This window comes from Pimelobacter sp. 30-1, from assembly GCF_018831735.1.
Taxonomy (GTDB): domain Bacteria; phylum Actinomycetota; class Actinomycetes; order Propionibacteriales; family Nocardioidaceae; genus Nocardioides.
Genome location: NZ_NHTS01000006.1, coordinates 224,213 through 246,384 on the forward strand (window position 1 = coordinate 224,213; position 22,172 = coordinate 246,384).

Sequence of the window (22,172 nt, forward strand, 5' to 3'; positions counted from 1 at the left end):
TCGTGCGGAGACTATTCCGCGGCGCCGACAGGCGGTCGGCCGCCCTCGGTGCCGGCGAGGACGCCGGACACGTCGAGGCGCGGGTCGTCGAAGGTCCACGCCAGCCATGCGGCGGGCGAGAGCGACCGGGCCTGGGCGATGGTCGTGGCCGGCACACCGCGCTCCTCCAGGCGGGTCAGCCGGCGCTCCCACGCGGCGGTGGTCCCCGCCGGGGTGGGCGTCCCAGCGAGCCGGTCCGCCTGGCGGCGCAGGTGCCGCCGGGCCTGGGCCGGGTCGCGGCGCACGGCCCGGGGCGGCGTACGGCGCCGGGCGCGCTCCAGGCGGACCACGAGCAGGACGAGCCCGGCCAGGCCCGCCAGGGCCCACGGCGTCCACGAGCGCACCTGGTCGCCGGAGAACCCACGGCTGTCCGAGGTCCCGGCGACGAGCCGGTAGCCGACCAGGCCGGCCACGACGAGCCCGGTGATGACGGCCAGCCCCACGGCCGAGCGCGGGGTCTCCCCCGCGGGGACCGGGAGGACGAGCAGCCCGGCCAGCAGCACCAGGGCGACCACCCCCGCGGGCAGCGCGACCGCGAGGGCGTCGTCCGCGCCGAGGTAGGCGTTGCGGCGTCCCGAAGGACCGAGCATCACCGCGCTGGTGAGCACGGCGGTCAGCCCGGCGGCGTGCAGCAGCCACCACAGGACCGTGCCGACCCGCGCGGCGAGCGGCGTGCGCGGCAGCTCCGGCAGGTCCTGGAGCGCGCGGCGCTCGTGGTGCAGGCGGGCGAGCCGGGGGAACAGCGCCCGGCGCGTGGCCCGGTCCTCGCGCAGCACCCGGACCGCCTCCCGGGCGACGGCGAGCACGTCACCGTCCGCACCTTCGAGCCGGGTCACGCCGATGAGCGTAGCCTCGGCGCGTGGACGTCGCCGACCTGCAGGCCCACTGCCTGGCCCGCCCCGGGGCCTGGGCCGACAACCCCTGGGACCACGAGCTGCCCGTGATCAAGGTGGGCCCGGCCGAGCGCGGCAAGATCTTCGCCTTCCTCGGTCCCGGCAGCGTCGGCGTCAAGGCCGGCGCCACCCGCGAGGTCGCCGACGAGTGGCTCCACCGCTATCCCGAGGACGCCACGGTGATGGCCTACATCGGGCGCTCCGGCTGGAACACCCTCGCGCTCACCGGCGCGATCCCCGACGACGAGCTGCTCGAGGCGGTCGACGAGTCCTACCGCGCCGTCGTGGCCAAGCTGCCGAAGTCGCTGCGGCCCGACGGCTGGGACGCCTGAGCGGGCCTTAGGCGCCCGCGGCCGGTGCCGGCGCGGCGATCTGGGCGACGATCCGCACCCGCATGTGGAAGGTCGTCGTCGCGCCCTGGATGACCACCAGGAAGCCGTCGGGCCCGTCCCGGAAGACCTCGCGCCCCTGGGGTGCCCACGGGTCCGGCGGGTCGAACTCGAACGCCGCACGCCGCGCGGCCAGCAGCGCCTGGGCGCGGTCGGCGTGGGCGGTGCGGCCGATCTGGACCAGGGTCGGCGGCTTGGCCTGGCCCTGGTTGGAGTACTCGATGGCGACCCGCCAGGGGCCGTTCTCGCCGAGACCCTCGGCGATCGCCGCGGGCGCGTCGGTCGCGGCCGGGCTGCCGCTGGGGTCGTAGACCTCGTAGCTCATCGGGTCATCCTGCCCGGACCGGCAGGCCGGCCCCGCTCAGCGACGCCTTGACGTCGGCGATGCGCAGGGTGCCGAAGTGGAAGACGGTCGCCGCCAGGACGGCGTCCGCGCCGGCCTCGACCGCGGGCGGGAAGTGCTCGACCGCGCCCGCGCCGCCCGAGGCGATGACCGGGATGGAGACCTCGGCGCGGACCTTGCGGATGAGCTCGAGGTCGAAGCCGTCGGTGGTGCCGTCGGCGTCCATGGCGTTGAGCAGGATCTCGCCGGCGCCGAGCTCGGCCGCGCGGACCGCCCAGGCGATCGCGTCGACCCCGGCGGACTGGCGCCCGCCGTGGGTGGTCACCTCGAAGCCCGAGTCGGTGCGGACCTCGGAGCCGGCCGGCACCCGCCGGGCGTCGACGGACAGGACGAGCACCTGGTTGCCGAAGCGGTCGGCGATCTCGGCGATCAGCTCGGGGCGGCGCAGGGCCGCGGTGTTGACCGCGATCTTGTCCGCGCCGGCGCGCAGCAGCCGGTCGACGTCCTCGACCGAGGAGACTCCCCCGCCGACGGTGAGCGGGATGAAGACCTGCTCGGCGGTCGCGGAGACGATGTCCATCGTGGTCGCCCGGCCCTCGTGGGAGGCGGAGATGTCGAGGAAGGTGAGCTCGTCGGCGCCCTCGGCGTCGTACAGGCGGGCGAGCTCGACGGGGTCACCGGCATCGCGCAGCTCTTGGAAGTTGACGCCCTTGACCACCCGGCCGGCGTCGACGTCGAGGCACGGGATGACCCGCACCGCGAGCGTCATACGAGACCGCCCTTGGTCAGCGCGAGCGCGTCGTCGAGCGTGAACTGCCCGGTGTAGAGGGCGGTTCCGGCGATCGCGCCCTCGACGCCGATCGGGACGAGGTCCATCAGCGCGCGGATGTCGTCGAGCGTGGTGACGCCGCCGGAGGCGACGACGGGACGGTCGGTCGCGGCACAGACGTCCTTGAGCAGCTGCAGGTTGGGGCCCTGGAGCATGCCGTCCTTGTTGACGTCGGTGACGACGTAGCGCGCACAGCCCTCGGCGTCGAGGCGGGCGAGCGTCTCGTAGAGGTCGCCGCCCTCCTGGGTCCAGCCGCGCGCGGCGAGCGTGCGGCCGCGGACGTCGAGCCCGACGGCGACCCGGTCGCCGTAGGTCGCGATCGCCTTGGCGCACCACTCCGGCTGCTCCAGCGCGGCGGTACCGATGTTGACCCGACGACAGCCGGTCGCCATCGCGGCCTCGAGCGACTCGTCGTCGCGGATGCCACCGCTCATCTCGACCTTGATGTCGAGACGGCCGACGATCTCGGCCTGGAGCGCGCGGTTGTTGCCGTGCCCGAAGGCGGCGTCGAGGTCGACGAGGTGGATCCACTCCGCCCCGGCCTCCTGCCAGCGCAGCGCCGCCTCGACCGGATCCCCGAAGCGCTTCTCCGACCCGTCGATGCCCTGCACGAGCTGGACGGCCTGACCGCCCTTCACGTCCACGGCGGGCAACAGCTCGAGGTAGGCGCTCGTCATGGCCGCGATCCTAGATGAGCGCCTCCGCGCTCCCGCGGCGTGTCTCGCCCCCGGTGAAACAGGGGCTAGAACTTGTTCTCATTTTGTGGTGAGGTACGTCACGCGGCCGTCACTGGGAGGGTGACGGCCGCACCAACTCACATTCCTCGGGAGGGAATCTTCATGACCTTGCGTCATCGCTTCAGCCTGCGCTCGTTCGCGATCGCCGGCATCCTCGGACTCACCGCGAGCAGTGCTGCCGTCCTCGGCGCCACCGCCCCGGCGAGCGCCGCCAAGATCGGCATGAGCTGCGAGGTGCCGGTCCTCGGCGCCAAGGCCTTCGCCGTCGACATCACCACCAACGCCCCGGCGAACGCCGCCCCCGGCTCGTCGTTCGCGCCGCGGATCACGTCGAAGATGACGGTGCCCGCCGACCTCGCCGACCTCATGCGCGGCCTGCTCGGAGCCAACGCCATCTCCGGCGAGATCCAGGCGACCGTCCTCGTGGACGGCGCTCCGGTCGTCACCACGGTGACGGTCCCGCGCACGGCCGTCCCGGCCAGCGGCGCCGTCCTGCTCACCGGCACCGGCCAGCTCCCGGCGATCCCCGCCGGGCCCGCAGGCGGGCGGCACACCCTCGCCGCCGGCGCACAGAACGTCACGATGACGCTCTTCAAGCCGGGCACCGACCCGGGCCAACCGTTCCCGATCACGTGCGCGCCCGCCGCCGGTCAGAACGCGACCGTCAGCACCTACACGGTCAAGGCGACGTCCACGACCAAGGCCGCCGCGAGCTACAACGCCAAGAAGCGCAAGGCCACGGTCTCCGCGACGGTCGCCTCGAGCCCCGCGGCGACCGGCACCGTGACCTTCAAGCTCAAGCGCGGCACCAAGACGGTCAAGACCGTCAAGGCGACCGTCCGTGGCGGCAAGGCCGTGGCGACCTTCAAGAAGCTCAAGAAGGGCAAGCACACCGTCACCGCGACGTACGGCGGGTCCACGGCGGTCCTGCCGTCCACCGGCACCGCCAAGCTCAAGGTCCGCTGAGCAGCACGCTGACCGACGGGACTGGGTCAGCTCAGCGAGCTGACCCAGTTCCGCAGCAGCTGGGCGCCGGCGTCCCCCGACTTCTCGGGGTGGAACTGGGTGGCGCAGAGCGGTCCGTTCTCGACGGCCGCGACGAACCGGTCACCCCCGTGCTCGGCCCACGTGACGAGCGGCTGGTGGCTGTCGGGCGTGCGGTCGTTGGTGACCAGCGTCCAGTCGCGCACGCCGTAGGAGTGCACGAAGTAGAAGCGCTCGTCCTCGATGCCGGCGAAGAGCCGGGTCTGCTCCGGGACGGACACGGTGTTCCAGCCCATGTGCGGGACGATCGGCGCCTGCAGGCGCTCGACCACGCCGGGCCACTCGCCGCAGCCCTCGGTCTCGACGCCGTGCTCGATGCCCCGCTCGAAGAGGATCTGCATGCCCACGCAGATCCCGAGCACGGGACGGCCGCCGGAGAGGCGGCGGGCGATGATCCGCTCGCCGCGGATCGCGCGCAGGCCGCGCATGCACGCCTCGTACGCGCCGACGCCCGGCACCAGCAGCCCGTCGGCCTCCATCGCGAGGTCGAGGTCACCGGTCAGGGTGACCTCCGCGCCGGCGCGCTCGACGGCACGGACCGCGGAGCGCAGGTTGCCCGAGCCGTAGTCGAGGACGACGACGGACGGAGCGCTCACAGAGCGCCCTTCGTCGAGGGGATGCCGGTCTCGCGCGGGTCGAGCGCGACCGCGTCGCGGAAGGCCCGGGCGAACGCCTTGAACTGCGTCTCGACGATGTGGTGCGGCTCGCGGCCCGCGAGCACGCGCACGTGGAGCGCGAAGTGGCCGTGGAAGGCGATCGACTCGAAGACGTGCTGGGTCAGCGAGCCGAGGTAGGAGACCCCGGAGCCGCCGAGCTGGACGTACTGCTGGCCCTCGGGCTCGCCGGTGTGGACGCAGTAGGGGCGACCGGAGACGTCGACGACGGCGTGCACGAGCGCCTCGTCGAGCGGGACGGTCGCGTCGCCGAAGCGGCGGATGCCCTTCTTGTCCCCCAGCGCCTGGCGCAGCGCCTGGCCGAGCGCGATCGCGGTGTCCTCGGTCGTGTGGTGGGCGTCGATGTGGACGTCGCCCTCGGTCTGGACCGTGAGGTCGACCAGCGCGTGGCGCGCGAACGCGGTGAGCATGTGGTCGTAGAACCCGACGCCGGTGGAGATGTCGTGCCGGCCGGTGCCGTCGATGTTCACCTCGACGAGGACCTTGGACTCGCTCGTCTGCCGCTCGATGCGGGCGGTCCTGGCAGTCATGCGCGCTCTCCATCTACGTCGGTGAGGGCGGCCCGGAAGGCCGCCATCTCGTCGGGGGTGCCGACCGAGACCCGCAGCCAGCCCTCGGGCCCGGTCTCCCGGATCAGGACTCCCCGGTCGAGGAGACCCTGCCAGACAGCATGACGGTCGGCGAATCGTCCGAACAACACGAAATTGGCGTCGGAGTCGGCGACGTCGTAGCCCTCGGCGCGCAGCCAGGCGACCAGCGCGTCGCGCTCGCGGCGCAGGTCGTCGACCTTGCCGAGCAGCTCGGGGGCGTGGCGCAGCGCGGCCAGCGCGACCGCCTGGGTGACCGCGGAGAGGTGGTAGGGCAGCCGGACGACCCGGATCGCGTCGCAGATCTCGGGGGCCGCGGCGAGGTAGCCCAGCCGCAGGCCCGCGCCCGCGAAGGCCTTGCTCATCGTGCGCGTCACCACCAGGTTGCGGTACGACGCCAGCAGCTCGAGCGCGCTCGGGACGCCCGCCCGGCGGAACTCGCCGTAGGCCTCGTCGACCACGACGATGCCGTCATCGCCCGCCGCCTCGCAGAGCACCCCGACGGCCTCGGGCGGGAGCGCCGTACCGGTGGGGTTGTTGGGGCTCGGCAGCAGGATCACGCTCGGCTGCTCGGTCTTGACCAGGTCGCGCGCGGCGTCGAGGTCGAGCGCGAAGTCCTCGGCCCGGCGCCCGGCGACCCAGCGGGTGTTGGTGTCGCGCGCGTACTCCGGGTACATCGAGTAGGTCGGCGCGAAGCTCACCGCCGTGCGCCCCGGGCCGCCGAAGGCCTGGAGCAGCTGGAGCATGACCTCGTTGGAGCCGTTGGCCGCCCACACCTGCTCGGGCGCGATCCCGCGCTCCCCCGCGTCACGGGAGAGATAGCCGGCGAGCGCGGTGCGCAGCGCGACGAACTCCCGGTCGGGATAGCGGTGCAGGGTCGCCGCCGCCTCCCCCGCGGCCGCCGCGATGTCGGCGATGCACGCCGGCGACGGGCCGTAGGGGTTCTCGTTGACGTTGAGCTGGACGGGGACGTCGAGCTGGGGCGCGCCGTAGGGCTCGATGCCGCGCAGCTCCTCGCGCAGCGGCGGCCAGGTCATCGGCCGACCCGCGCGGTGATGGCGGCACCGTGGCCGGGCAGGTCCTCGGCCTCGGCGAGCGTCACGACGTGACCGGCCACCTCGGCGAGCGCCGCGGCGGAGTAGTCGATGACGTGCACCGACTTGGTGAACGCGCGCACCGACAGACCCGAGGAGTGGCATGCGCAGCCCGCGGTCGGCAGCACGTGGTTGGAGCCGGCGCAGTAGTCGCCGAGGCTCACCGGCGCGTGCGGGCCGACGAAGATCGCCCCGGCGTTGCGGACCCGGGCGGCCCAGCCGGCGGCGTCCTCGGTGTGGATCTCGAGGTGCTCGGCGGCATAGGCGTTGACGACGTCGAGGCCCTGTTCCAGGTCGCGGACCAGGACGATGCCGGACTGGCGCCCGCCGAGCGAGGTGGTGATCCGCTCGACGTGCTTCGTCGCGGCGACCTGCCGGTCGAGCTCGACCTCGACCTCGGCGGCGAGCCGCTCGGAGGTGGTGACGAGGACCGAGGCGGCCAGCGGGTCGTGCTCGGCCTGGCTGATCAGGTCCGCCGCCACGTACGACGCGTCGCCGGTGTCGTCGGCCAGGATCGCGATCTCGGTCGGGCCGGCCTCGGAGTCGATGCCGATCTGGCCCTTGAGGATCCGCTTGGCGGTGACCACCCAGATGTTGCCGGGGCCGGTCACCAGGTCGACGCGCCGGCACGGACCGACGCCGTAGGCGAACATCGCGATCGCCTGGGCGCCGCCGACGGCGTAGACCTCGTCGACGCCGAGCAGCGCGCACGCGGCCAGGATCGTCGGGTGCACCGAGCCGCCGAACTCCTTCTGCGGCGGGCTCGCGAGCGCGATCGACGCGACGCCCGCGGTCTGGGCCGGGACGACATTCATGAGCACCGACGAGACCAGCGGCGCGAGGCCGCCGGGGACGTAGAGGCCGACCCGGCCGACCGGCACCTTGCGGTGGGTCACCCGGGCGCCGGGGCCGAGGTCGGTCACGGCGTCCTGCTCGAGCTCGTTGGCGCACGTCGCGCGCAGGCGCCGGATCGACTCCTCCAGACCCGCGCGGATGCCGGGGTCGAGGTCGTCGAGCGCGGCCTGCATCGTCGCCGGGGCGACCCGGATGTCGTCGACCCGCACGCCGTCGAACTTCTCACCGAACTCCACGATGGCGTCGAGCCCGCGGGTGCGGACCTCCTCGCAGATCGCATGCACCGCCGGCACCGCAGCCTCGATGTCGAAGTCGGCACGGGGCACTGCTGCGCGGTAGTCGACGGACTCGTCGGCGTCGCGCAGGTCGATGCGGCGGATGAGGGACATGTCCCCGATTCTACGGTCGGGCCGCCGCTCCCCCGCGCCCGGTGACGCCTAGCGGGACGCGGCCTCGTCACGGCCCTCGAGCACCGCGAGCGCCAGCCGGTGCGCGGTGGCGAGCGCGTCGTCGTCCCCGAAGAGCTCGCGGCGGGTGTTGGCCGCGACCAGGTAGGCGTCGACCCGGAACGCGGCCTCGCCGGGGTCGGCCACCCCGGCCGCGGTGAGCTCGCGCACGAGCAGGTCGAGCCACTCCTGCTTGAGCGCCCGGACGGCGTCGGCGACCCGGCCGGTGCGGTGGCCGTACTCGGCCGAGGTCGCCGCGACGAAGCAGCCGCCGGGGAACACCTCGGCCCGCAGGTAGCCCACCCAGTGGTCGAGCAGGGCCCGCAGCCGGTCCGCTCCGGGCGCGGACCCCCAGGCGGGAGCGATGACGTGCTCGACGTACAGGAGCCGGGCCTCGGCGACAGCCGCCAGCAGGATCTCCTCGCGGTTGCCGAACACCGTGAGCAGCCCGCTCTTGCTCGCCCCGCTCGCCTCGGCGAGCGTGCCGACGCTGAGCCCGTCGAGGCCCTGGGTGGTCGCGAGCAGCGCCGCGGCCCGGGCCGCGCGCTGCCGGGTCCGGTCGCCGCGGCGACGGCGTCCGTCGGCGGTTTCGGTCATGCGGACAAACTACCCGACCGGTCGGACGTAAAGTACCTCCCATGACCACCACCGACGCCCCCGCCCTCCACGAGCAGATCGAGATCGCCGCCGCCCCCGCCGACGTCTGGAGCCTCGTCGCCGACGTCACCCGGATGGCCGAGTGGAGCCCCCAGGTCACCTCGACCCGGCTCGCCGACCCCGACGCCCCCGCCGGCGTCGGCACCCGGTTCACCAACCGCAACGCCCACGGCGAGCTCACCTGGACCACCCACGCCGAGATCACCCGGTACGACGCCGGGCGCTCCCTCGCCTTCCGCATCGACGAGAACTACGTGACCTGGTCCTTCGAGCTCGAGCCGACCACCGACGGCGGCACCCGCCTGCACCAGCGCCGCGACGCGCCCGAGGGCATCTCCGAGCTCTCCCGCGAGCTGACCGAGGCGTTCATGGGCGGGCAGGAGGCGTTCACCGTCTCCCAGCGCGCCGGGATGCGCACCACCCTCGAGGGCATCCGCGGGGAGGCGGAAACGCGCTAGACCCATGCCCTAGGGTCGAGAACGTGCCCGACCACCTGCCGATGTTCCCTCTCAACGCGGTGCTCTACCCGGGGATCAGCGTGCCGTTGCACGTCTTCGAGGACCGCTACCGGGCCCTGGTCCACCACCTGCTGCGCGTGGAGGACCCGGCCGAGCGGCTCTTCGGGTCGGTGGCGATCCGCGAGGGCTACGAGGTCGGCGACCACGGCAACCAGTCGCTCTTCCGGGTCGGGGTCCGGCTCCAGCTGACCGAGGTCGAGTCGCACAGCGACGGCACCTTCGACATCGTCGCGGTGGGCCGCGACCGGATCCAGCTCGACCGGCTCCGCGGCAGCGGCGACTTCCCCGTCGGCGAGATCACCCTGCTCGACGAGCCCTCGGCCGCCGTCCCCCAGGACGTCGTGGAGCGGGCGCGGGCGACCTTCACCGCCTACCGCCACGTCCTCGGCGAGATCGCCGGCGACCCGCTGGAGGGCGAGCTGCCGCGCGACCCGGCGTACCTGGCCTGGACGCTCGCGGCCTGCACGCCGCTGCCGATGGCCGAGCACCAGCAGCTGCTCGAGGCCGCCGACCCGACCGAGCGGCTGATCCTGGTCACCGACCTGCTGCGCTCCGAGCTGCGCGCCATGAACGTGATCACCTCGCTGCCGGCGACCGAGGTCGCCCGCACGAAGTGGTCGCCCAACTGATGGCGAAGAAGAAGCAGGCCACCGGCGGCACGCCGGCGACCACCGCGCTCACCGAGGCCGGGGTGGCCTTCACCGTGCACGAGTACGCCCACGACGCCCGCGCCGCGTCCTACGGCGAGGAGGCGGCCGAGGCGATGGGCATCGACCCCGCGCGCGTGCTCAAGACCCTCTTCGCCGACGTCGACGGCGCGCTCGTGGTCGGCGTCGTACCGGTCTCGGGCCAGCTCGACCTCAAGGCCCTGGCCCGGGCGGTCGAGGGCCGCAAGGCCGTCATGGCCGACCCCAAGGCCGCCGAGCGGGCCACCGGCTATGTCGTCGGCGGCATCTCGCCGCTGGGTCAGCGCAAGGCGCACCCGACCGTCGTCGACGCCTCCGCGCTCGACCACCCGACCGTCTACGTCTCGGCCGGCAAGCGCGGGATGGAGGTCGAGCTCAGCCCTGCTGAGCTGGTACGGATGACGGCTGCGCGGGTGGCGCCGATTCGGCGCTGAGCGAGAGCAGCACGACCAGGTAGCCGAGCAGCGCGCCCACCGGCCAGGCCAGGTAGGGCGTCCAGCCGCTCACGTGCAGGTGCCCGGGCAGCACGTCGCCGATCTTGTGCGAGGCGATGAGCGAGGCCGGGTCGGGCGCGCTGAAGGACTCCCCCAGCAGGTACATGACCAGCGTGCCCAGGCCGGCCCCGACCGCGAGCGCGACCAGGCCGGGCACCGCCACCTTGCGGGCCACCCACCCGGCGACCAGGCCGAGGACGAGCGCGAGGCCGAAGCCGACCGCCACGAACGTCGCCGTACCGTTGAAGTCGCTGGTGATGCCGGGGTCGAACGGGTTGGGGTACCAGTGCGGGCCCGCCGTGGTGTCGTAGATCTTGCCCTGGGGCGCCGGGCCCCACCAGGTCCACCACAGCCAGCCGCCGGCCGCGCCCAGGAGCGCCCCCAGCACCGGCGGTACGGCGAGCGCACCGGTCAGGTCGCGGCGGTTCATCCGGCCAGGCACCCGGGGCCGAGGAGCTGCTTGAGATCGGCGAACAGCGCCGAGGAGGGAGTCACCCGGAGATTGTCCCCCAGGCGCATGAGCTTGGTGGAGTCCCGGCTCAACAGCTGCAGGCGCACCTCGGTCAGCCCGGCGTGGGTGCTGAGCACCTCGCGCAGCTGGGCGACCACCGGACCGGTGCAGCGCGTGGAGGGCAGGCTGATCACGACCGGACCGTCGCTGCTGCGCTCCAGGTCCGGGACGGTGACCTCCTGGCCGCGCAGCTGGGCGGTGTCGCGCTCGGTGTCGAGCTGGCCGCGGACCCGGATGATCGCATCCTCGGTCAGGTAGGGCGCGGCGAGGCGATAGCTGCTGGGGAACAGCAGCACGTCGATGCCACCCTCGAGGTCCTCGAGGGTGACCGTGGCCCACGGGTCGCCGTTCTTGGTGATCTTGCGCTGGATGCCGGTGACCAGGCCGGCCACGGTGACCGTGGAGTTGTGCGGGCGGTCCTCGTCGGTGACCAGCTGGCCGATGGTGCAGTCGGTGCCGTTGGACAGCACGTGCTCCAGGCCGAGCAGCGGGTGGTCGGAGACGTAGAGGCCGAGCATCTCCCGCTCGTGGCCGAGCAGGGTCATCTTGTCCCACTCGTCGAGGTCGGGGATGGCCACGCTCACGCCGAATCCGCCGCTGCCGTCGTCGTCGTCACCGAGACCGGCGAAGAGCGAGTCCTGGCCGATCGCCTCGTTGCGCTTGATGTCGACGTACTGGTCGACGGCGGTCTCGTGGATCGCCACCAGCGCGCGCCGCTTGTGCTTCATGTCGTCGAAGGCGCCGGCCTTGATCAGCGAGTCGATGACCCGCTTGTTGCACACCGAGGCGGGGACCTTGGACAGGAAGTCGTTGAAGTCGGTGAACCGGTCCTGGGTGCTGCGGGTCTCGACCACGCCGTCGACCACGTTGGAGCCGACGTTGCGGATGGCGGTGAGGCCGAAGCGGATGTCCTGGCCGACGGCGGTGAAGTTGTGCGCGGACTCGTTGACGTCGGGCGGCAGCACCTGGATCTTCATCCGGCGGCACTCGTTGAGGTAGATGGCCATCTTGTCCTTGTCGTCCTTGACGGACGTGAGGAGCGCGGCCATGTACTCGGTCGGGTAGTTCGCCTTGAGGTACGCCGTCCAGTAGGTGATGACGCCGTAGGCGGCCGAGTGCGACTTGTTGAAGGCGTAGTCGGAGAACGGGAGCAGGATCTCCCAGAGCTGGTCGATCGCCTTCTGCGGGTAGCCCCGCTCGAGCATGCCGGCCTGGAACCCGGCGTACTGCTTGTCGAGCTCCTCCTTCTTCTTCTTGCCCATCGCGCGGCGCAGGTTGTCGGCGGCACCCAGGGTGAAGCCGGCCAGCACCTGGGCGATGGCCATCACCTGCTCCTGGTAGACGATCAGGCCGTAGGTCTCACCCAGCACCGGCTCGAGCGCCTCGGCGAGCGCCGGGTGGATCGGCTCGATCTCCTCGCGGCCGTTCTTGCGGCGCGCGTACTTGTTGTGGGAGTCGGCGCCCATCGGGCCCGGGCGGTAGAGCGCGGAGACGGCGGTGATGTCGGCGAACTTGTCGGGCTGCATCGAGCGCAGCAGGGCCCGCATGCCGCCACCATCGAGCTGGAAGACGCCGAGGGTGTCACCGCGACCCATCAGCTGGTAGGTGGCCAGGTCGTCGAAGGGCAGCTCCTCGAGGACGACGTCCTCGTCCCGGTTGGCCTTGATGTTGCCGAGGGCGTCCTCGAGGATGCGCAGGTTGGACAGACCCAGGAAGTCCATCTTGACCAGGCCCAGCGACTCGCACATCGGGTAGTCGAACTGGGTGATCACCGCGCCGTCCTGGGGACGGGCCATGATCGGCACGATGTCGATGAGCGGCTCGCTGGACATGATCACGCCGGCCGCGTGCACGCCCCAGTTGCGGATCTGGCCCTCGAGGCCCAGCGCCGTCTGGTAGATCGTGCGGACGTCGCCGTCGGACTCGTAGAGCGCGCGGAACTCGCCGCCGTCGTTGTAGCGCTTGTGGTCGGCGTTGAAGATCTCCTTGAGCGGCACGCCCTTGCCCATGACGTCGGGCGGCATCGCCTTGGTGATCTTGTCGCCGATCGCGAAGCCGTGGTCGAGCACGCGCGCGGCGTCCTTGATCGCGGCCTTGGACTTGAGCCGGCCGAAGGTGGCGATCTGGGCGACGCGCTCGGCGCCGTACTTGTCGCTGACGTACTGGATGACCTCGCCACGGCGGGCGTCGTCGAAGTCGATGTCGAAGTCGGGCATCGAGGGACGCTCGGGGTTGAGGAAGCGCTCGAAGAACAGGCCGTGCTCCAGCGGGCACAGGTCGGTGATGCTGAGCGCGTAGGCGGCGATCGAGCCCGCACCGGAGCCACGCCCCGGACCCACCCGGATGCCGTTGCGCTTGGACCACTGGATGAAGTCGGCGACCACGAGGTAGTAGCCGCAGTAGCCCTTCTGCGAGATGATCGCGAGCTCCATCTCGACCCGGTCCTTGACCTCCTGGTCGAGCCGGTCGCCGGGGTAGCGCGCCTCGATGCCCCGCCAGACCTCCTTGCGGAACCAGGACTCCTCGGTCTCGCCCGCGGGCACCTCGGCCCGGGCCATGTAGCCGCCGGTGGACTCGGTGAACTCGACGTTGCAGCGCTCGGCGATGGCGACGGTGTTGTCGCAGGCCTCGGGCATGCCGAACCGGTCGGCCCACAGCTCGCGCATCTCGGCCGCGGACTTGATGTAGTAGCCGCCGCCGTCGAACTTGAGCCGGTTGGGGTCGGAGAGGCGCTTGCCGGAGGCGACGCAGATCAGGGCGTCGTGGGCGTCAGCGTCGTCGGGGTTGTTGTAGTGGGAGTCGTTGGTGGCGATCGGCGGGATCCCGAGGTCCTTGCCGAGCCGGATCAGGTCGTCGCGGACCCGCTTCTCGATGGAGATGCCGTGGTCCATCAGCTCGAGGAAGACGTTCTCCTTGCCGAAGATGTCCTGCAGCTCGGAGCCCTCGCGCAGCGCCTCGTCGTACTGGCCCAGCCGGAGCCGGGTCTGGATCGCGCCGCTGGGGCAGCCGGTGGAGACGATGAGGCCCTTGCTGTGCTCGGCGAGGATCTCCTTGTCCATCCGCGGCTTGTAGAAGTAGCCCTCCAGGCTCGAGCGCGACGAGAGCCGGAACAGGTTGTGCATGCCCTCGGTGTTCTCGGCCCACATCGTCATGTGGGTGTAGGCGCCACCGCCGGCGACGTCGTTGCCGCCCTCCTCGGCACCGTCGGCGCCGTTGGCCTTGCCCCAGCGGACGCGGCGGCGCTCGCCGCGCGGCGTACCGGGGGTGATGTAGGCCTCGATGCCGATGATCGGCTTGACGCCGTACTTGTTGGCCTTGGAGTAGAAGTCGTAGGCGCCGTGCAGGTTGCCGTGGTCGGTCATCGCGATCGACGACATGCCGAGGTCGTTGACGCGCGTGAACAGCCCGTCGAGAAGCGACGCCCCGTCGAGCATGGAGTACTCGGTGTGGACGTGCAGGTGGACGAAGTCCCCGGCGTCAGCAGCCATGTGTGGTTCGGCTCTCCTCAAAGGTCAAGGGTGGTCGCTCGGGGAAGAGGACCAGCCTACGTGACAGTGGTGTCGACTCTAGGTCGACCCTCCGACAGATCCGGCCGGCCACTCCATCCGCAGGTCCGGGGCCCGTTCCTCGTTCTCGGAACCGTCGGTGTGCTCGCGCTCGAGGAGCCCGCGCGCGGCGTAGAACGCGCGTGCCGGGAGGTTCTGCTCGAAGACCCAGAGGCTGAACCCGTCCGGGTGGCGGGCCTTGACCAGGTCGAGCAGCGCGGCGCCCACGCCCTGCCCCTGGTGGGCCGGGTCGACGTACAGGTCGTCGAGCCAGGTGCGGGTGAACCGGGCGTAGCCGACCACCCGCTCGCCGTCCTCGGCCACCCAGGTCTCGCTGTCACCCAGGCGCGCGGTCAGGTAGGCACGGACCTCGTCGGGGCCGTGGATGCCCGGCGGCATCGGCGCCGCGGCGCGGGCCGTGAGCTGGACCGCGACCATCGCCGCGACGTCCGCCGCGAGGGCCGGACGCAGGATCAGCCCAGGCTCAGTGGGCGTCACGGATGACGTCGAGCGCGTGCGCGAGGTCGTCGGGGTAGGTCGACTCGTACTCGACGTACTCCCCCGTCTCGGGGTGCTCGAAGCCCAGCTTGACCGCGTGGAGCCACTGGCGCTCCAGGCCCACCCGGCGGGCCAGGACGGGGTCGGCGCCGTAGGTGATGTCGCCGACGCAGGGGTGCTTGAGCGCGCTCATGTGAACCCGGATCTGGTGGGTGCGCCCGGTCTCCAGGTGCACCTCGAGCAGGCTGGCGAAGCGGTGCGCCTCGAGCGTCTCGTAGTGGGTGACGCTGTGCCGGCCGTCGTCCATGACCGCGAACTTGTAGTCGTAGCGCGGGTGCCGGCCGATGGGGGCGTCGATCGTGCCCTCCAGCGGGTCCGGGTGACCCTGGACGAGCGCGTGGTAGGTCTTGTCGACCGTGCGGTTGCGGAAGGCGTTCTTGAGCACCGAGTAGGCGTGCTCGGACTTGGCGATCACCATGACCCCCGACGTACCGACGTCGAGGCGCTGGACGATGCCCTCGCGCTCCTTGGCCCCCGAGGTGGAGATCCGGAAGCCCGCACCGGCCAGGTGCCCGACCACGGTCTGCCCGCGCCAGCCCGGCGAGGGGTGCACGGCGACGCCCACCGGCTTGTCGATCACGACGATCGCGTCGTCGTCGTGGATGATCTTAATGCCCTCGACGATCTCGGGGACCACCTCGAGCAGGTCGACCTCGGCCGGGATGGCCACGTCGAGCACCGAGCCGGCCAGCAGCCGCTCGCTCTTGCCGCTGACCTCGCCCCCGTCGACCCGCACCCGGTCGTCGGCGATCAGCTCGGCCGCACGCGTCCGGGAGACCCCGAACAGCTGGGCCATCGCCACGTCGACCCGCTCGCCGTCCAGGCTCTCGGGGACCGGCAGGGTGCGGTGCTCGGCCGTGCTCACGACTGCTGCTCCTTCTCGGTCTTCTCGACCCGGCGGCCGTCGAGACCCACGCCGCGGAACACCTGCAGCAGGATCAGCGCGACGCCCACGTTGATGGACATGTCGGCGATGTTGAAGATCGGCCAGTTCGGCAGCATCAGGAAGTCCACCACGTGCCCGCGGAAGGGACTCGGCGCCCGGAACAGCCGGTCGATCAGGTTGCCGTCGATCCCGGCCAGCAGCAGCCCCAGCGCGACCGCCCACAGCGGACTCACCACCCGCCGGCTGATCCACAGCACGACCAGCGTCGCGGTGATCGCCAGGCAGGACAGGACCACGGTGAACCGGGTCCCCAGGCTGAACGCCGCCCCCGGGTTGTAGGTCAGGTGCAGCTGGAGGATCTCGCCGACCACCTCGACGTCCGGCTCACCGGTGAGGTGACGGACCGCGAGAACCTTGGCGACCTGGTCGACGACGACCACCAGGACCGCGACGGACAGGAACAGCGCCCACGCCCGCGGAGCGGCCAGGAGGCGCCGGGAACCTGCGGTGCCGGGACCGTCGGGGCCCTCGTCGCGGTCGTCTACCGGCGTTCCTCGCGCTGCTTGCATGTCATGCACAGTGTGGCACGCGGGAACGCCATCAGCCGCATCTTGCCGATCGGGTTCCCGCACGACTCGCACACGCCGTACGTGCCGTCGTCGATGCGCGCCAGCGCTCGATCGATCTGCGCCAGCTTCTCCCGCTCGTGGTTGAGCACGGTCAGCTCGTGGTCCCGCTCGAAGCTCGTCGCACCGAGGTCCGCCTGGTCCTGCCCGGCGCCGTCCCCGGAGTCACGCAGCAGCCCGGACAGGTCCGCCGCCTGCTCGGCCAGGATCTGGGCACTCTCCTCGCGCTGGTCGTGCAGCTCGCGGAGCACCTCGGCCAGCTCGGCCTTGGACCAGGCCTCCTCGTGGTCGAGGACGACCAGGCGGGCGGGGGTGGTCTTCTTGGCCGCGGTCTTCTTGGCCGGCGCGGCGGTCTTCTTGGCGGGCGCCGCCGGGGCCTTCTTGGTCGGTGCGGGCGCCTTCTTGGCTGGGGTCTTCGCTGGGGTCTTGGTCACGGTGGCCGGGGCCTTCTTGGTGGTCTTCTTCGCGGGCGCCGGCGCCTTCTTGACCGGAGCGGGTGCGGACTTCTTGGCCGCCGCCTTCTTGGCGGGGGCCGGTGCAGCCTTCTTGGCCGCTGCCTTCTTGGCCGGGGCCGGCGCTGCCTTCTTGGCGGCTGCCTTCTTGGCGGGGGCCGGTGCAGCCTTCTTGGCCGGTGCAGCCTTCTTGGCCGCTGCCTTCTTGGCCGGGGCCGGCGCTGCCTTCTTGGCCGCTGCCTTCTTGGCCGGGGCGGACTTCTTGGCCGACGCTGCCTTCTTGGCCGGGGCCGCCTTCTTGGCCGGGGCCGCCTTCTTGGCAGCCGCCTTCTTGGCGGGAGCCGCGGGGGCCGCAGCAGCCTTCCGGGGGCGGATGATCTTCCGCGCGGCGGACGCGGCCTGACCGGCCAACGACTTCTTCGTGCTGCGGGCCATGACGGACTCCTCAGAGGCATCATCCCGCGGCCGGCAGGCTGCGGGCGTGCTGCGGAGGGTAACGGGTGGAACCCAGGTCACCAAGCAGGCTCACCGCGAAGACGCGAACCGGCCGGTCCGCGCGAGGCGGGACCGGCCGGTTCGGGTGTGGTCAGCAGACCGAGCGTGAGGCTCGGACTCAGGCCTCTTCCTCGCCCAGGATGGAGCGCAGCCGCTTGGGGGCGGGAGCCTCCTCCGCGGGAGCGAGGGTGTCACCCGGGGTCTGCAGCGACTCGAGCTGCTGGGTGAAGTAGCTCTTGAGACGCGAGCGGTACTCGCGCTCGAAGGAGCGCAGCGTCTCGACCTCGGCGGAGAGCTTGTCGCGCTCCTTCTCCAGGTCCCCGAACAGCTGGGTACGACGCTCGGCGGTCTCGCTGTCGAGCATCTCGGCGCGGGTCCGGGCGTCGGACTCGAGGCGGTCGGCCTTGACCTTGGCCTCGGACTCGAGGCGCTCGGACTTGGTCCGGGCCTCGCCGACGATCTTGTCGGCCTCGTTCTTGGCGTCCTCGACGAGCTCGTCGGCGTTGCGCGTGGCGATCTCGAGCAGACGCGCCGCGGCGTTGGACGCCTCGGGCACGGTCTCGACCCGGATCGTCTCGATCCCACCGGTCGCGGCAGGCGCGGCGACGGGAGCCGGGACGACGGGCTCGACCGGGGCGGGCACCTCGACGGGAGCCGCCACGGGAGCCGGGACCGGCGCGGGAGCCGGCGGCTCGGGCGCGAGCTGGGGCACGGGAGCGAGCTGGGTCGGCGCGTCGAAAGCGGCCGAGGATCCGGCCTGCGCAGCCGCGAGCTTCGCGCGGAGATCGTCGTTCTCCTGGGTCAGCCGAGCAAGCTCAGCCTCGACCTCATCCAGGAACTGGTCGACCTCGCCCATGTCGTAGCCCTCGCGCAGCCGAACCGGCGTAAAGCGCTTGTTGCTCACGTCCTCAGGCGTCAGCGGCATGACCTCACCTATCTACGAAGATTCATCGACAGTCTGTCTCACCGAACGATAGCGCCTGCCTCGTAGAAGCCGTCATCCACCGTCCGGGCGGGAGGGGGTCCGGTTGTCGACCCCCGCCCCGGGTGCGTTCAGTAAAGCAGCGTGGAACGGTTCACGGCCAACAGGATGTACGCCAGGATCATCACCAGGAAGAAGCTCAGGTCGAGGGCGAAATTCCCGATCCGGATCGGCTTGATCACCTTGCGCAGTGCCTTGATCGGCGGATCGGTCACCGAGTAGGACAGCTCCAGGAACACCAGCAGCAGACCCCGGGGCTCCCAGCCGCGGGCGAACACCTGCACCCAGTCGGTGATGAGGCGGACCCACAAGAATCCGATGAAGGCGAAGAGCACGCCCTCGATGATCCAGCCGACGATCGTCACGCCTGAAACCTATCGGGTACGCCGAACCCGCCCGAGGGCACCCGGGCGGGTTCGAGGAGAGACGGGGGGCTTGCTCAGCTCTGGTTGAAGAAACCGCCGGTGTCGGCGATCCGCTGCTTGTCCTCGGCCGCGACCGTGACGTTGGGCGGCGAGAGCAGGAAGACCTTGTTGGTGACCCGCTCGATGTTGCCGCGGGTCGCGAAGATCAGACCGGCCGCGAAGTCGACCAGGCGCTTGGCGTCGGAGTCGTCCATCTCGCTGAGGTTCATGATCACCGGGATGCCCTCGCGGTACTCCTCGCCGACCGCCCGCGCGTCGTTGTACGTCGTGGGCTGCAGCGTGACGATCCGGGAGAAGTCGGCGATCACCGGCTGCGAGGCGACGGCGACGGGACGCCGGCGCTCCTCGAGGTCGGCGACCGAGGCGGGCCGGGGCTCGGGGTCGGACGGGACGGCGCGCACGGCCCGCGTCGGCCGGGCGTCGCGATCACGGTCGCGGTCCCGGGCCGGCTCGTTGACCTCGTCGTCGTACTCGTCATAGCCGGTGTCCTCCAGCAGGCCGAGGTACTCACCGATCCTGCGCATCGCACCGCTCATGACTGTTGCCTCCGTGATTCCCGCCCCTGGGGCTCAGGGACCTCTGGTGGTGTTGTGGACATTACTGGACCGTGGGCCTCGAACCGAGGACCGCGGTGCCGACGCGCACGTGTGTCGCGCCGACGGTGATCGCGGCCTCCAGGTCGCCGCTCATGCCGGCGGAGAGGAGGGTCGCGTCGGGGTGCCGGGCGAGGAAGTCGGCGCGGATCCCGGCGAGCCGGGAGAAGGCCAGCGCGGGGTCCTCGTCGAGGGGCGCGACGGCCATCAGGCCGCGCAGGTGGAGCCCGTTCGCGCGGGCGACCTCGTCGGCCAGGGCGGGCACCGTGGCCGGGTCCGCGCCGAAGCGGTGCTCGCGTCCGGGCGGGTCGAGGCTGACCTGGAGCAGGACGTCGACCTCGCGCCCGGCGTCCTCGGCGCCGCGGGCCAGCCGGCCGACCAGGGCGGTGCGGTCGACGGACTCCACGACCTGGGCGTAGCGGGCGACGGCGGCGGCCTTGTTGGACTGCAGCCCGCCGATGAAGTGCCAGCGCAGCGGCAGGTCGGCGCACTCGGCGGCCTTGGCCTCGGCCTCCTGGTGCCGGTTCTCCCCCACGTCGACGACGCCGAGCTCGGCGAGCAGGCGTACGTCGGTGGCCGGGAAGTACTTGGTGACCACGACGAGCGCGACCTCGTCGGGGGCGCGGCCGGCGTCGGTCGCGGCGCGCGCGATGCGGTCGTGGACGGCGGCCAGGTTGGCGCGCAGGTCGTCGAGGCGGCTCATCGGCGCCACACCAGCCCCGCGAAGCGGCCCGAGCGCTCGCCGTCGCGGCGGTAGGAGTGGAAGCGCTCGTCCTCGAGGGTGCAGCCCGGCACCACCGTGACCGGTACGCCGGCCGCGGCGAGCTGGGCGGCGACACCTGCGCCGAGGTCGAGCGCGGGCGTGCCCTGCCGGGTCTCGGCGTACGTCGCGGGGACCGCGGCGGCGACCTCGTCGCGCATCGCGGCCGGCACCTCGTAGCAGCGCCCGCACACGTGCGGGCCGACCCAGGCGCGGACGTCGGTGGCGCCGAGGGCGCGCATCTGCTCGACGGTGCGGGTGACGACGTCGAGCTCGACCCCGCGGCGCCCGGCGTGGGCGACCCCGAGGACGCCCGTGGCGGCGTCGGCGAGGACGACGGGGACGCAGTCGGCGACCCGGACCACCAGCGCCACGCCGGGCGCCGTGGTGACGGCCGCATCGGCCTCGGGGACCGGTCCGGAGCCGTCGGCGACCACGGCGACGTCGGCGCCGTGCACCTGGCGCAGCCGGACGAGCGCGACGTCGAGGTCGGCGGCGAGCGCGCTCAGGATCGTGTCGAGGCCCGAGCCCTCCTGGAGGTCGAGCGAGGCGTCGGTGAACGCGACCACGACCCGGCTCCCGTCAGCGGGGGCCGGGCCGAGGTCGAGGTCGTCACGGAAGGCGAACACGACTCACTTGAGGAAGTCGGGGACGTCGAGGTCGTCGCCGTCGTCGAACTGCATCGGCTTCGGGGTGGTGCTGCGCGCACCGACCGGCTGCGGCTCGGCGGCCGGGGCGGCCTGCTCGGTCGACGCCGGCGCGGGGGCCGCGGCAGCGGGCTCCGGACGACGGCTGGCGACCGCACCGGCGGCGGCCCGGGTCTCGGCCGGCTGGGCCGCGGCGCGGGCGTCGCGGCGCGCGGCGCTCTCGTCGCGGCGCTTGGGCAGTCCGCCGTCGAACCCGGCCGCGATCACGGTGACCCGGACCTCGTCGCCGAGGGCGTCGTCGATGATCGTGCCGAAGATGATGTTGGCGTCCTCGTGGACGGCGTCGGCGACCATGGCCGCGGCCTCGTTGATCTCGAAGATGCCGAGGTCGGAGCCACCGGCGATCGAGAGCAGGACGCCGTGGGCGCCGTCGATCGAGGCCTCCAGCAGCGGGCTGCTGATCGCCATCTCGGCGGCGGCGAGCGCGCGGTCCTCGCCGCGGGCCGAGCCGATGCCCATGAGCGCGGAGCCGGCGTTGCTCATGACCGCCTTGACGTCGGCGAAGTCGACGTTGATCAGACCCGGGGTCGTGATCAGGTCGGTGATGCCCGAGACGCCCTGGAGCAGCACCTGGTCGGCCTGCTTGAAGGCGTCGAGCATCGACACGTTGCGGTCGGAGATCTGCAGGAGCCGGTCGTTGGGGATGACGATGAGGGTGTCGACCTCCTCGCGGAGGCGCTCGATGCCCTCGTCGGCCGACTTCTTGCGGCGCGCACCCTCGAAGGTGAACGGGCGCGTGACGACGCCGATGGTCAGCGCGCCGAGCGAGCGGGCGATCCGGGCCACGACGGGCGCGCCGCCCGTACCGGTGCCGCCGCCCTCACCGGCCGTCACGAAGACCATGTCGGCGCCCTTGAGCACCTCCTCGATCTCCTCGGCGTGGTCCTCGGCGGCCTTGCCGCCCACGTCCGGGTTGGCGCCGGCACCCAGACCGCGGGTGAGCTCGCGCCCGATGTCGAGCTTGACGTCGGCGTCGCTCATGAGCAGCGCCTGCGCGTCGGTGTTGATCGCGATGAACTCGACACCCTTGAGGCCGACCTCGATCATCCGGTTGACGGCGTTGACGCCGCCCCCACCGATGCCGACGACCTTGATGATGGCCAGGTAGTTCTGTGCAGCTGCCACGGCGGCGTCACCTTTCCAGAGGTGTTTCGATCAGTTGTCGTCGTCTGTGTCGTCGAGCTCGATCTCGAGCCAGGCGGTCGGCCACCCTTCCCCGATGGCCGTCCGGCGCGGGTGCCACAACCCTGACCCTCAACCTGAGGGTTATAGTTATGTCAACCTCGTCGTGTCCATGACAGTAGGTACGCCGGGGCGCTCCCCGGCGCAGACACGCCGCACCCCCGC

Annotated in this window: 26 protein-coding genes; 5 read left to right on the forward strand and 21 right to left on the reverse strand. The window is 72.0% G+C overall.

Features of this window, described 5'->3' with window-relative positions; translation table 11 throughout:
• Window positions 1-11 precede the first annotated feature (11 nt).
• Complete coding sequence (locus CCO04_RS15970) at window positions 12-875, reverse strand: hypothetical protein (RefSeq protein ID WP_215815127.1); 864 nt, start codon at window positions 873-875, stop codon at window positions 12-14.
• A gap of 23 nt (window positions 876-898) precedes the next feature.
• Here CCO04_RS15970 and CCO04_RS15975 point away from each other — a divergent pair, with 23 nt between their 5' ends.
• Window positions 899-1,264: an MmcQ/YjbR family DNA-binding protein gene (locus CCO04_RS15975; protein WP_215815128.1), complete on the forward strand. Its 366-nt coding sequence runs from the start codon at window positions 899-901 to the stop codon at window positions 1,262-1,264.
• 7 nt (window positions 1,265-1,271) lie between these two features.
• Here the strand turns inward: CCO04_RS15975 and CCO04_RS15980 are convergent, their stop codons facing one another.
• Genes CCO04_RS15980 through priA form a run of 3 tightly spaced genes read right to left on the reverse strand, consistent with a single transcriptional unit; the run spans window position 1,272 to window position 3,170 of the window.
• On the reverse strand, window positions 1,272-1,646 hold the full coding sequence (locus tag CCO04_RS15980; RefSeq protein WP_215815129.1) for a hypothetical protein: 375 nt from the start codon (window positions 1,644-1,646) through the stop codon (window positions 1,272-1,274).
• A gap of 4 nt (window positions 1,647-1,650) precedes the next feature.
• Window positions 1,651-2,433: an imidazole glycerol phosphate synthase subunit HisF gene (hisF, locus tag CCO04_RS15985; RefSeq protein WP_215815130.1), complete on the reverse strand. Its 783-nt coding sequence runs from the start codon at window positions 2,431-2,433 to the stop codon at window positions 1,651-1,653.
• Window positions 2,430-3,170, reverse strand: coding sequence for a bifunctional 1-(5-phosphoribosyl)-5-((5-phosphoribosylamino)methylideneamino)imidazole-4-carboxamide isomerase/phosphoribosylanthranilate isomerase PriA (priA, locus tag CCO04_RS15990; protein WP_215815131.1), 741 nt, complete (start codon window positions 3,168-3,170; stop codon window positions 2,430-2,432). Before priA ends, hisF begins: the two co-directional genes overlap by 4 nt.
• Before the next feature lie 162 nt (window positions 3,171-3,332).
• On the opposite strand from priA, the gene CCO04_RS15995 reads away from it, so the two are divergent.
• Window positions 3,333-4,196, forward strand: coding sequence for an Ig-like domain-containing protein (locus CCO04_RS15995; RefSeq protein WP_215815132.1), 864 nt, complete (start codon window positions 3,333-3,335; stop codon window positions 4,194-4,196).
• A 26-nt stretch (window positions 4,197-4,222) separates the two neighbouring features.
• Here the strand turns inward: CCO04_RS15995 and hisH are convergent, their stop codons facing one another.
• Genes hisH through CCO04_RS16020 form a run of 5 tightly spaced genes read right to left on the reverse strand, consistent with a single transcriptional unit; the run spans window position 4,223 to window position 8,527 of the window.
• Window positions 4,223-4,870 (reverse strand): imidazole glycerol phosphate synthase subunit HisH, encoded by a 648-nt coding sequence (gene hisH, locus CCO04_RS16000; RefSeq protein ID WP_215815133.1) that lies wholly within the window; start codon window positions 4,868-4,870, stop codon window positions 4,223-4,225.
• Window positions 4,867-5,478, reverse strand: coding sequence for an imidazoleglycerol-phosphate dehydratase HisB (gene hisB, locus CCO04_RS16005; RefSeq protein WP_215815134.1), 612 nt, complete (start codon window positions 5,476-5,478; stop codon window positions 4,867-4,869). Before hisB ends, hisH begins: the two co-directional genes overlap by 4 nt.
• Window positions 5,475-6,572 carry a histidinol-phosphate transaminase gene (locus CCO04_RS16010; RefSeq protein ID WP_215815135.1) on the reverse strand — a complete coding sequence of 366 codons (1,098 nt, stop codon included), beginning with the start codon at window positions 6,570-6,572 and terminating at the stop codon, window positions 5,475-5,477. Before CCO04_RS16010 ends, hisB begins: the two co-directional genes overlap by 4 nt.
• Window positions 6,569-7,873 carry a histidinol dehydrogenase gene (hisD, locus tag CCO04_RS16015; protein ID WP_215815136.1) on the reverse strand — a complete coding sequence of 435 codons (1,305 nt, stop codon included), beginning with the start codon at window positions 7,871-7,873 and terminating at the stop codon, window positions 6,569-6,571. The genes CCO04_RS16010 and hisD overlap by 4 nt, the downstream gene beginning before the upstream one ends.
• Window positions 7,874-7,921: 48 nt before the next feature.
• Window positions 7,922-8,527: a TetR/AcrR family transcriptional regulator gene (locus CCO04_RS16020; protein WP_215815137.1), complete on the reverse strand. Its 606-nt coding sequence runs from the start codon at window positions 8,525-8,527 to the stop codon at window positions 7,922-7,924.
• A gap of 41 nt (window positions 8,528-8,568) precedes the next feature.
• Here CCO04_RS16020 and CCO04_RS16025 point away from each other — a divergent pair, with 41 nt between their 5' ends.
• From CCO04_RS16025 to ybaK, 3 genes are read left to right on the forward strand one after another with little or no spacing between them, the layout of a single operon-like run.
• Window positions 8,569-9,045 carry an SRPBCC family protein gene (locus CCO04_RS16025; RefSeq protein ID WP_215815138.1) on the forward strand — a complete coding sequence of 159 codons (477 nt, stop codon included), beginning with the start codon at window positions 8,569-8,571 and terminating at the stop codon, window positions 9,043-9,045.
• A 23-nt stretch (window positions 9,046-9,068) separates the two neighbouring features.
• Window positions 9,069-9,734, forward strand: a complete 666-nt coding sequence (locus CCO04_RS16030) for an LON peptidase substrate-binding domain-containing protein (RefSeq protein WP_215815139.1) — start codon at window positions 9,069-9,071, stop codon at window positions 9,732-9,734.
• Window positions 9,734-10,225, forward strand: a complete 492-nt coding sequence (gene ybaK, locus CCO04_RS16035) for a Cys-tRNA(Pro) deacylase (RefSeq protein WP_215815140.1) — start codon at window positions 9,734-9,736, stop codon at window positions 10,223-10,225. The genes CCO04_RS16030 and ybaK overlap by 1 nt, the downstream gene beginning before the upstream one ends.
• Here the strand turns inward: ybaK and CCO04_RS16040 are convergent.
• The 12 genes from CCO04_RS16040 to ftsZ all read right to left on the reverse strand — a co-directional run bounded on the left by CCO04_RS16040 (window position 10,167) and on the right by ftsZ (window position 21,950).
• Complete coding sequence (locus tag CCO04_RS16040; protein ID WP_215815141.1) at window positions 10,167-10,715, reverse strand: hypothetical protein; 549 nt, start codon at window positions 10,713-10,715, stop codon at window positions 10,167-10,169. The genes ybaK and CCO04_RS16040 overlap by 59 nt on opposite strands.
• The gene (gene dnaE, locus CCO04_RS16045; RefSeq protein ID WP_215815142.1) at window positions 10,712-14,284 is read right to left on the reverse strand and encodes a DNA polymerase III subunit alpha; all 3,573 of its coding nucleotides are present in this window, start codon (window positions 14,282-14,284) and stop codon (window positions 10,712-10,714) included. Before dnaE ends, CCO04_RS16040 begins: the two co-directional genes overlap by 4 nt.
• 78 nt (window positions 14,285-14,362) lie before the next feature.
• Window positions 14,363-14,839, reverse strand: coding sequence for a GNAT family N-acetyltransferase (locus CCO04_RS16050; RefSeq protein WP_215815143.1), 477 nt, complete (start codon window positions 14,837-14,839; stop codon window positions 14,363-14,365).
• Entirely contained in the window at window positions 14,826-15,764 is a 939-nt protein-coding gene (locus CCO04_RS16055; protein WP_215815144.1) for an RluA family pseudouridine synthase, read from the reverse strand. The genes CCO04_RS16050 and CCO04_RS16055 overlap by 14 nt, the downstream gene beginning before the upstream one ends.
• The gene (gene lspA / locus CCO04_RS16060) at window positions 15,761-16,354 is read right to left on the reverse strand and encodes a signal peptidase II (protein ID WP_215815145.1); all 594 of its coding nucleotides are present in this window, start codon (window positions 16,352-16,354) and stop codon (window positions 15,761-15,763) included. Before lspA ends, CCO04_RS16055 begins: the two co-directional genes overlap by 4 nt.
• Entirely contained in the window at window positions 16,327-17,298 is a 972-nt protein-coding gene (locus CCO04_RS16065) for a TraR/DksA C4-type zinc finger protein (RefSeq protein ID WP_215815146.1), read from the reverse strand. The genes lspA and CCO04_RS16065 overlap by 28 nt, the downstream gene beginning before the upstream one ends.
• Before the next feature lie 178 nt (window positions 17,299-17,476).
• On the reverse strand, window positions 17,477-18,283 hold the full coding sequence (locus CCO04_RS16070; protein WP_215815147.1) for a DivIVA domain-containing protein: 807 nt from the start codon (window positions 18,281-18,283) through the stop codon (window positions 17,477-17,479).
• A gap of 128 nt (window positions 18,284-18,411) precedes the next feature.
• Complete coding sequence (locus CCO04_RS16075) at window positions 18,412-18,705, reverse strand: YggT family protein (protein ID WP_215815148.1); 294 nt, start codon at window positions 18,703-18,705, stop codon at window positions 18,412-18,414.
• Between the two features lie 74 nt (window positions 18,706-18,779).
• Window positions 18,780-19,301, reverse strand: a complete 522-nt coding sequence (locus tag CCO04_RS16080) for a cell division protein SepF (RefSeq protein WP_215815149.1) — start codon at window positions 19,299-19,301, stop codon at window positions 18,780-18,782.
• Between the two features lie 61 nt (window positions 19,302-19,362).
• On the reverse strand, window positions 19,363-20,061 hold the full coding sequence (locus tag CCO04_RS16085; protein WP_215815150.1) for a YggS family pyridoxal phosphate-dependent enzyme: 699 nt from the start codon (window positions 20,059-20,061) through the stop codon (window positions 19,363-19,365).
• Window positions 20,058-20,747 (reverse strand): peptidoglycan editing factor PgeF, encoded by a 690-nt coding sequence (gene pgeF, locus CCO04_RS16090; protein ID WP_215815151.1) that lies wholly within the window; start codon window positions 20,745-20,747, stop codon window positions 20,058-20,060. Before pgeF ends, CCO04_RS16085 begins: the two co-directional genes overlap by 4 nt.
• A gap of 3 nt (window positions 20,748-20,750) precedes the next feature.
• Window positions 20,751-21,950 carry a cell division protein FtsZ gene (gene ftsZ / locus CCO04_RS16095; RefSeq protein ID WP_215815152.1) on the reverse strand — a complete coding sequence of 400 codons (1,200 nt, stop codon included), beginning with the start codon at window positions 21,948-21,950 and terminating at the stop codon, window positions 20,751-20,753.
• Window positions 21,951-22,172 lie beyond the last annotated feature (222 nt).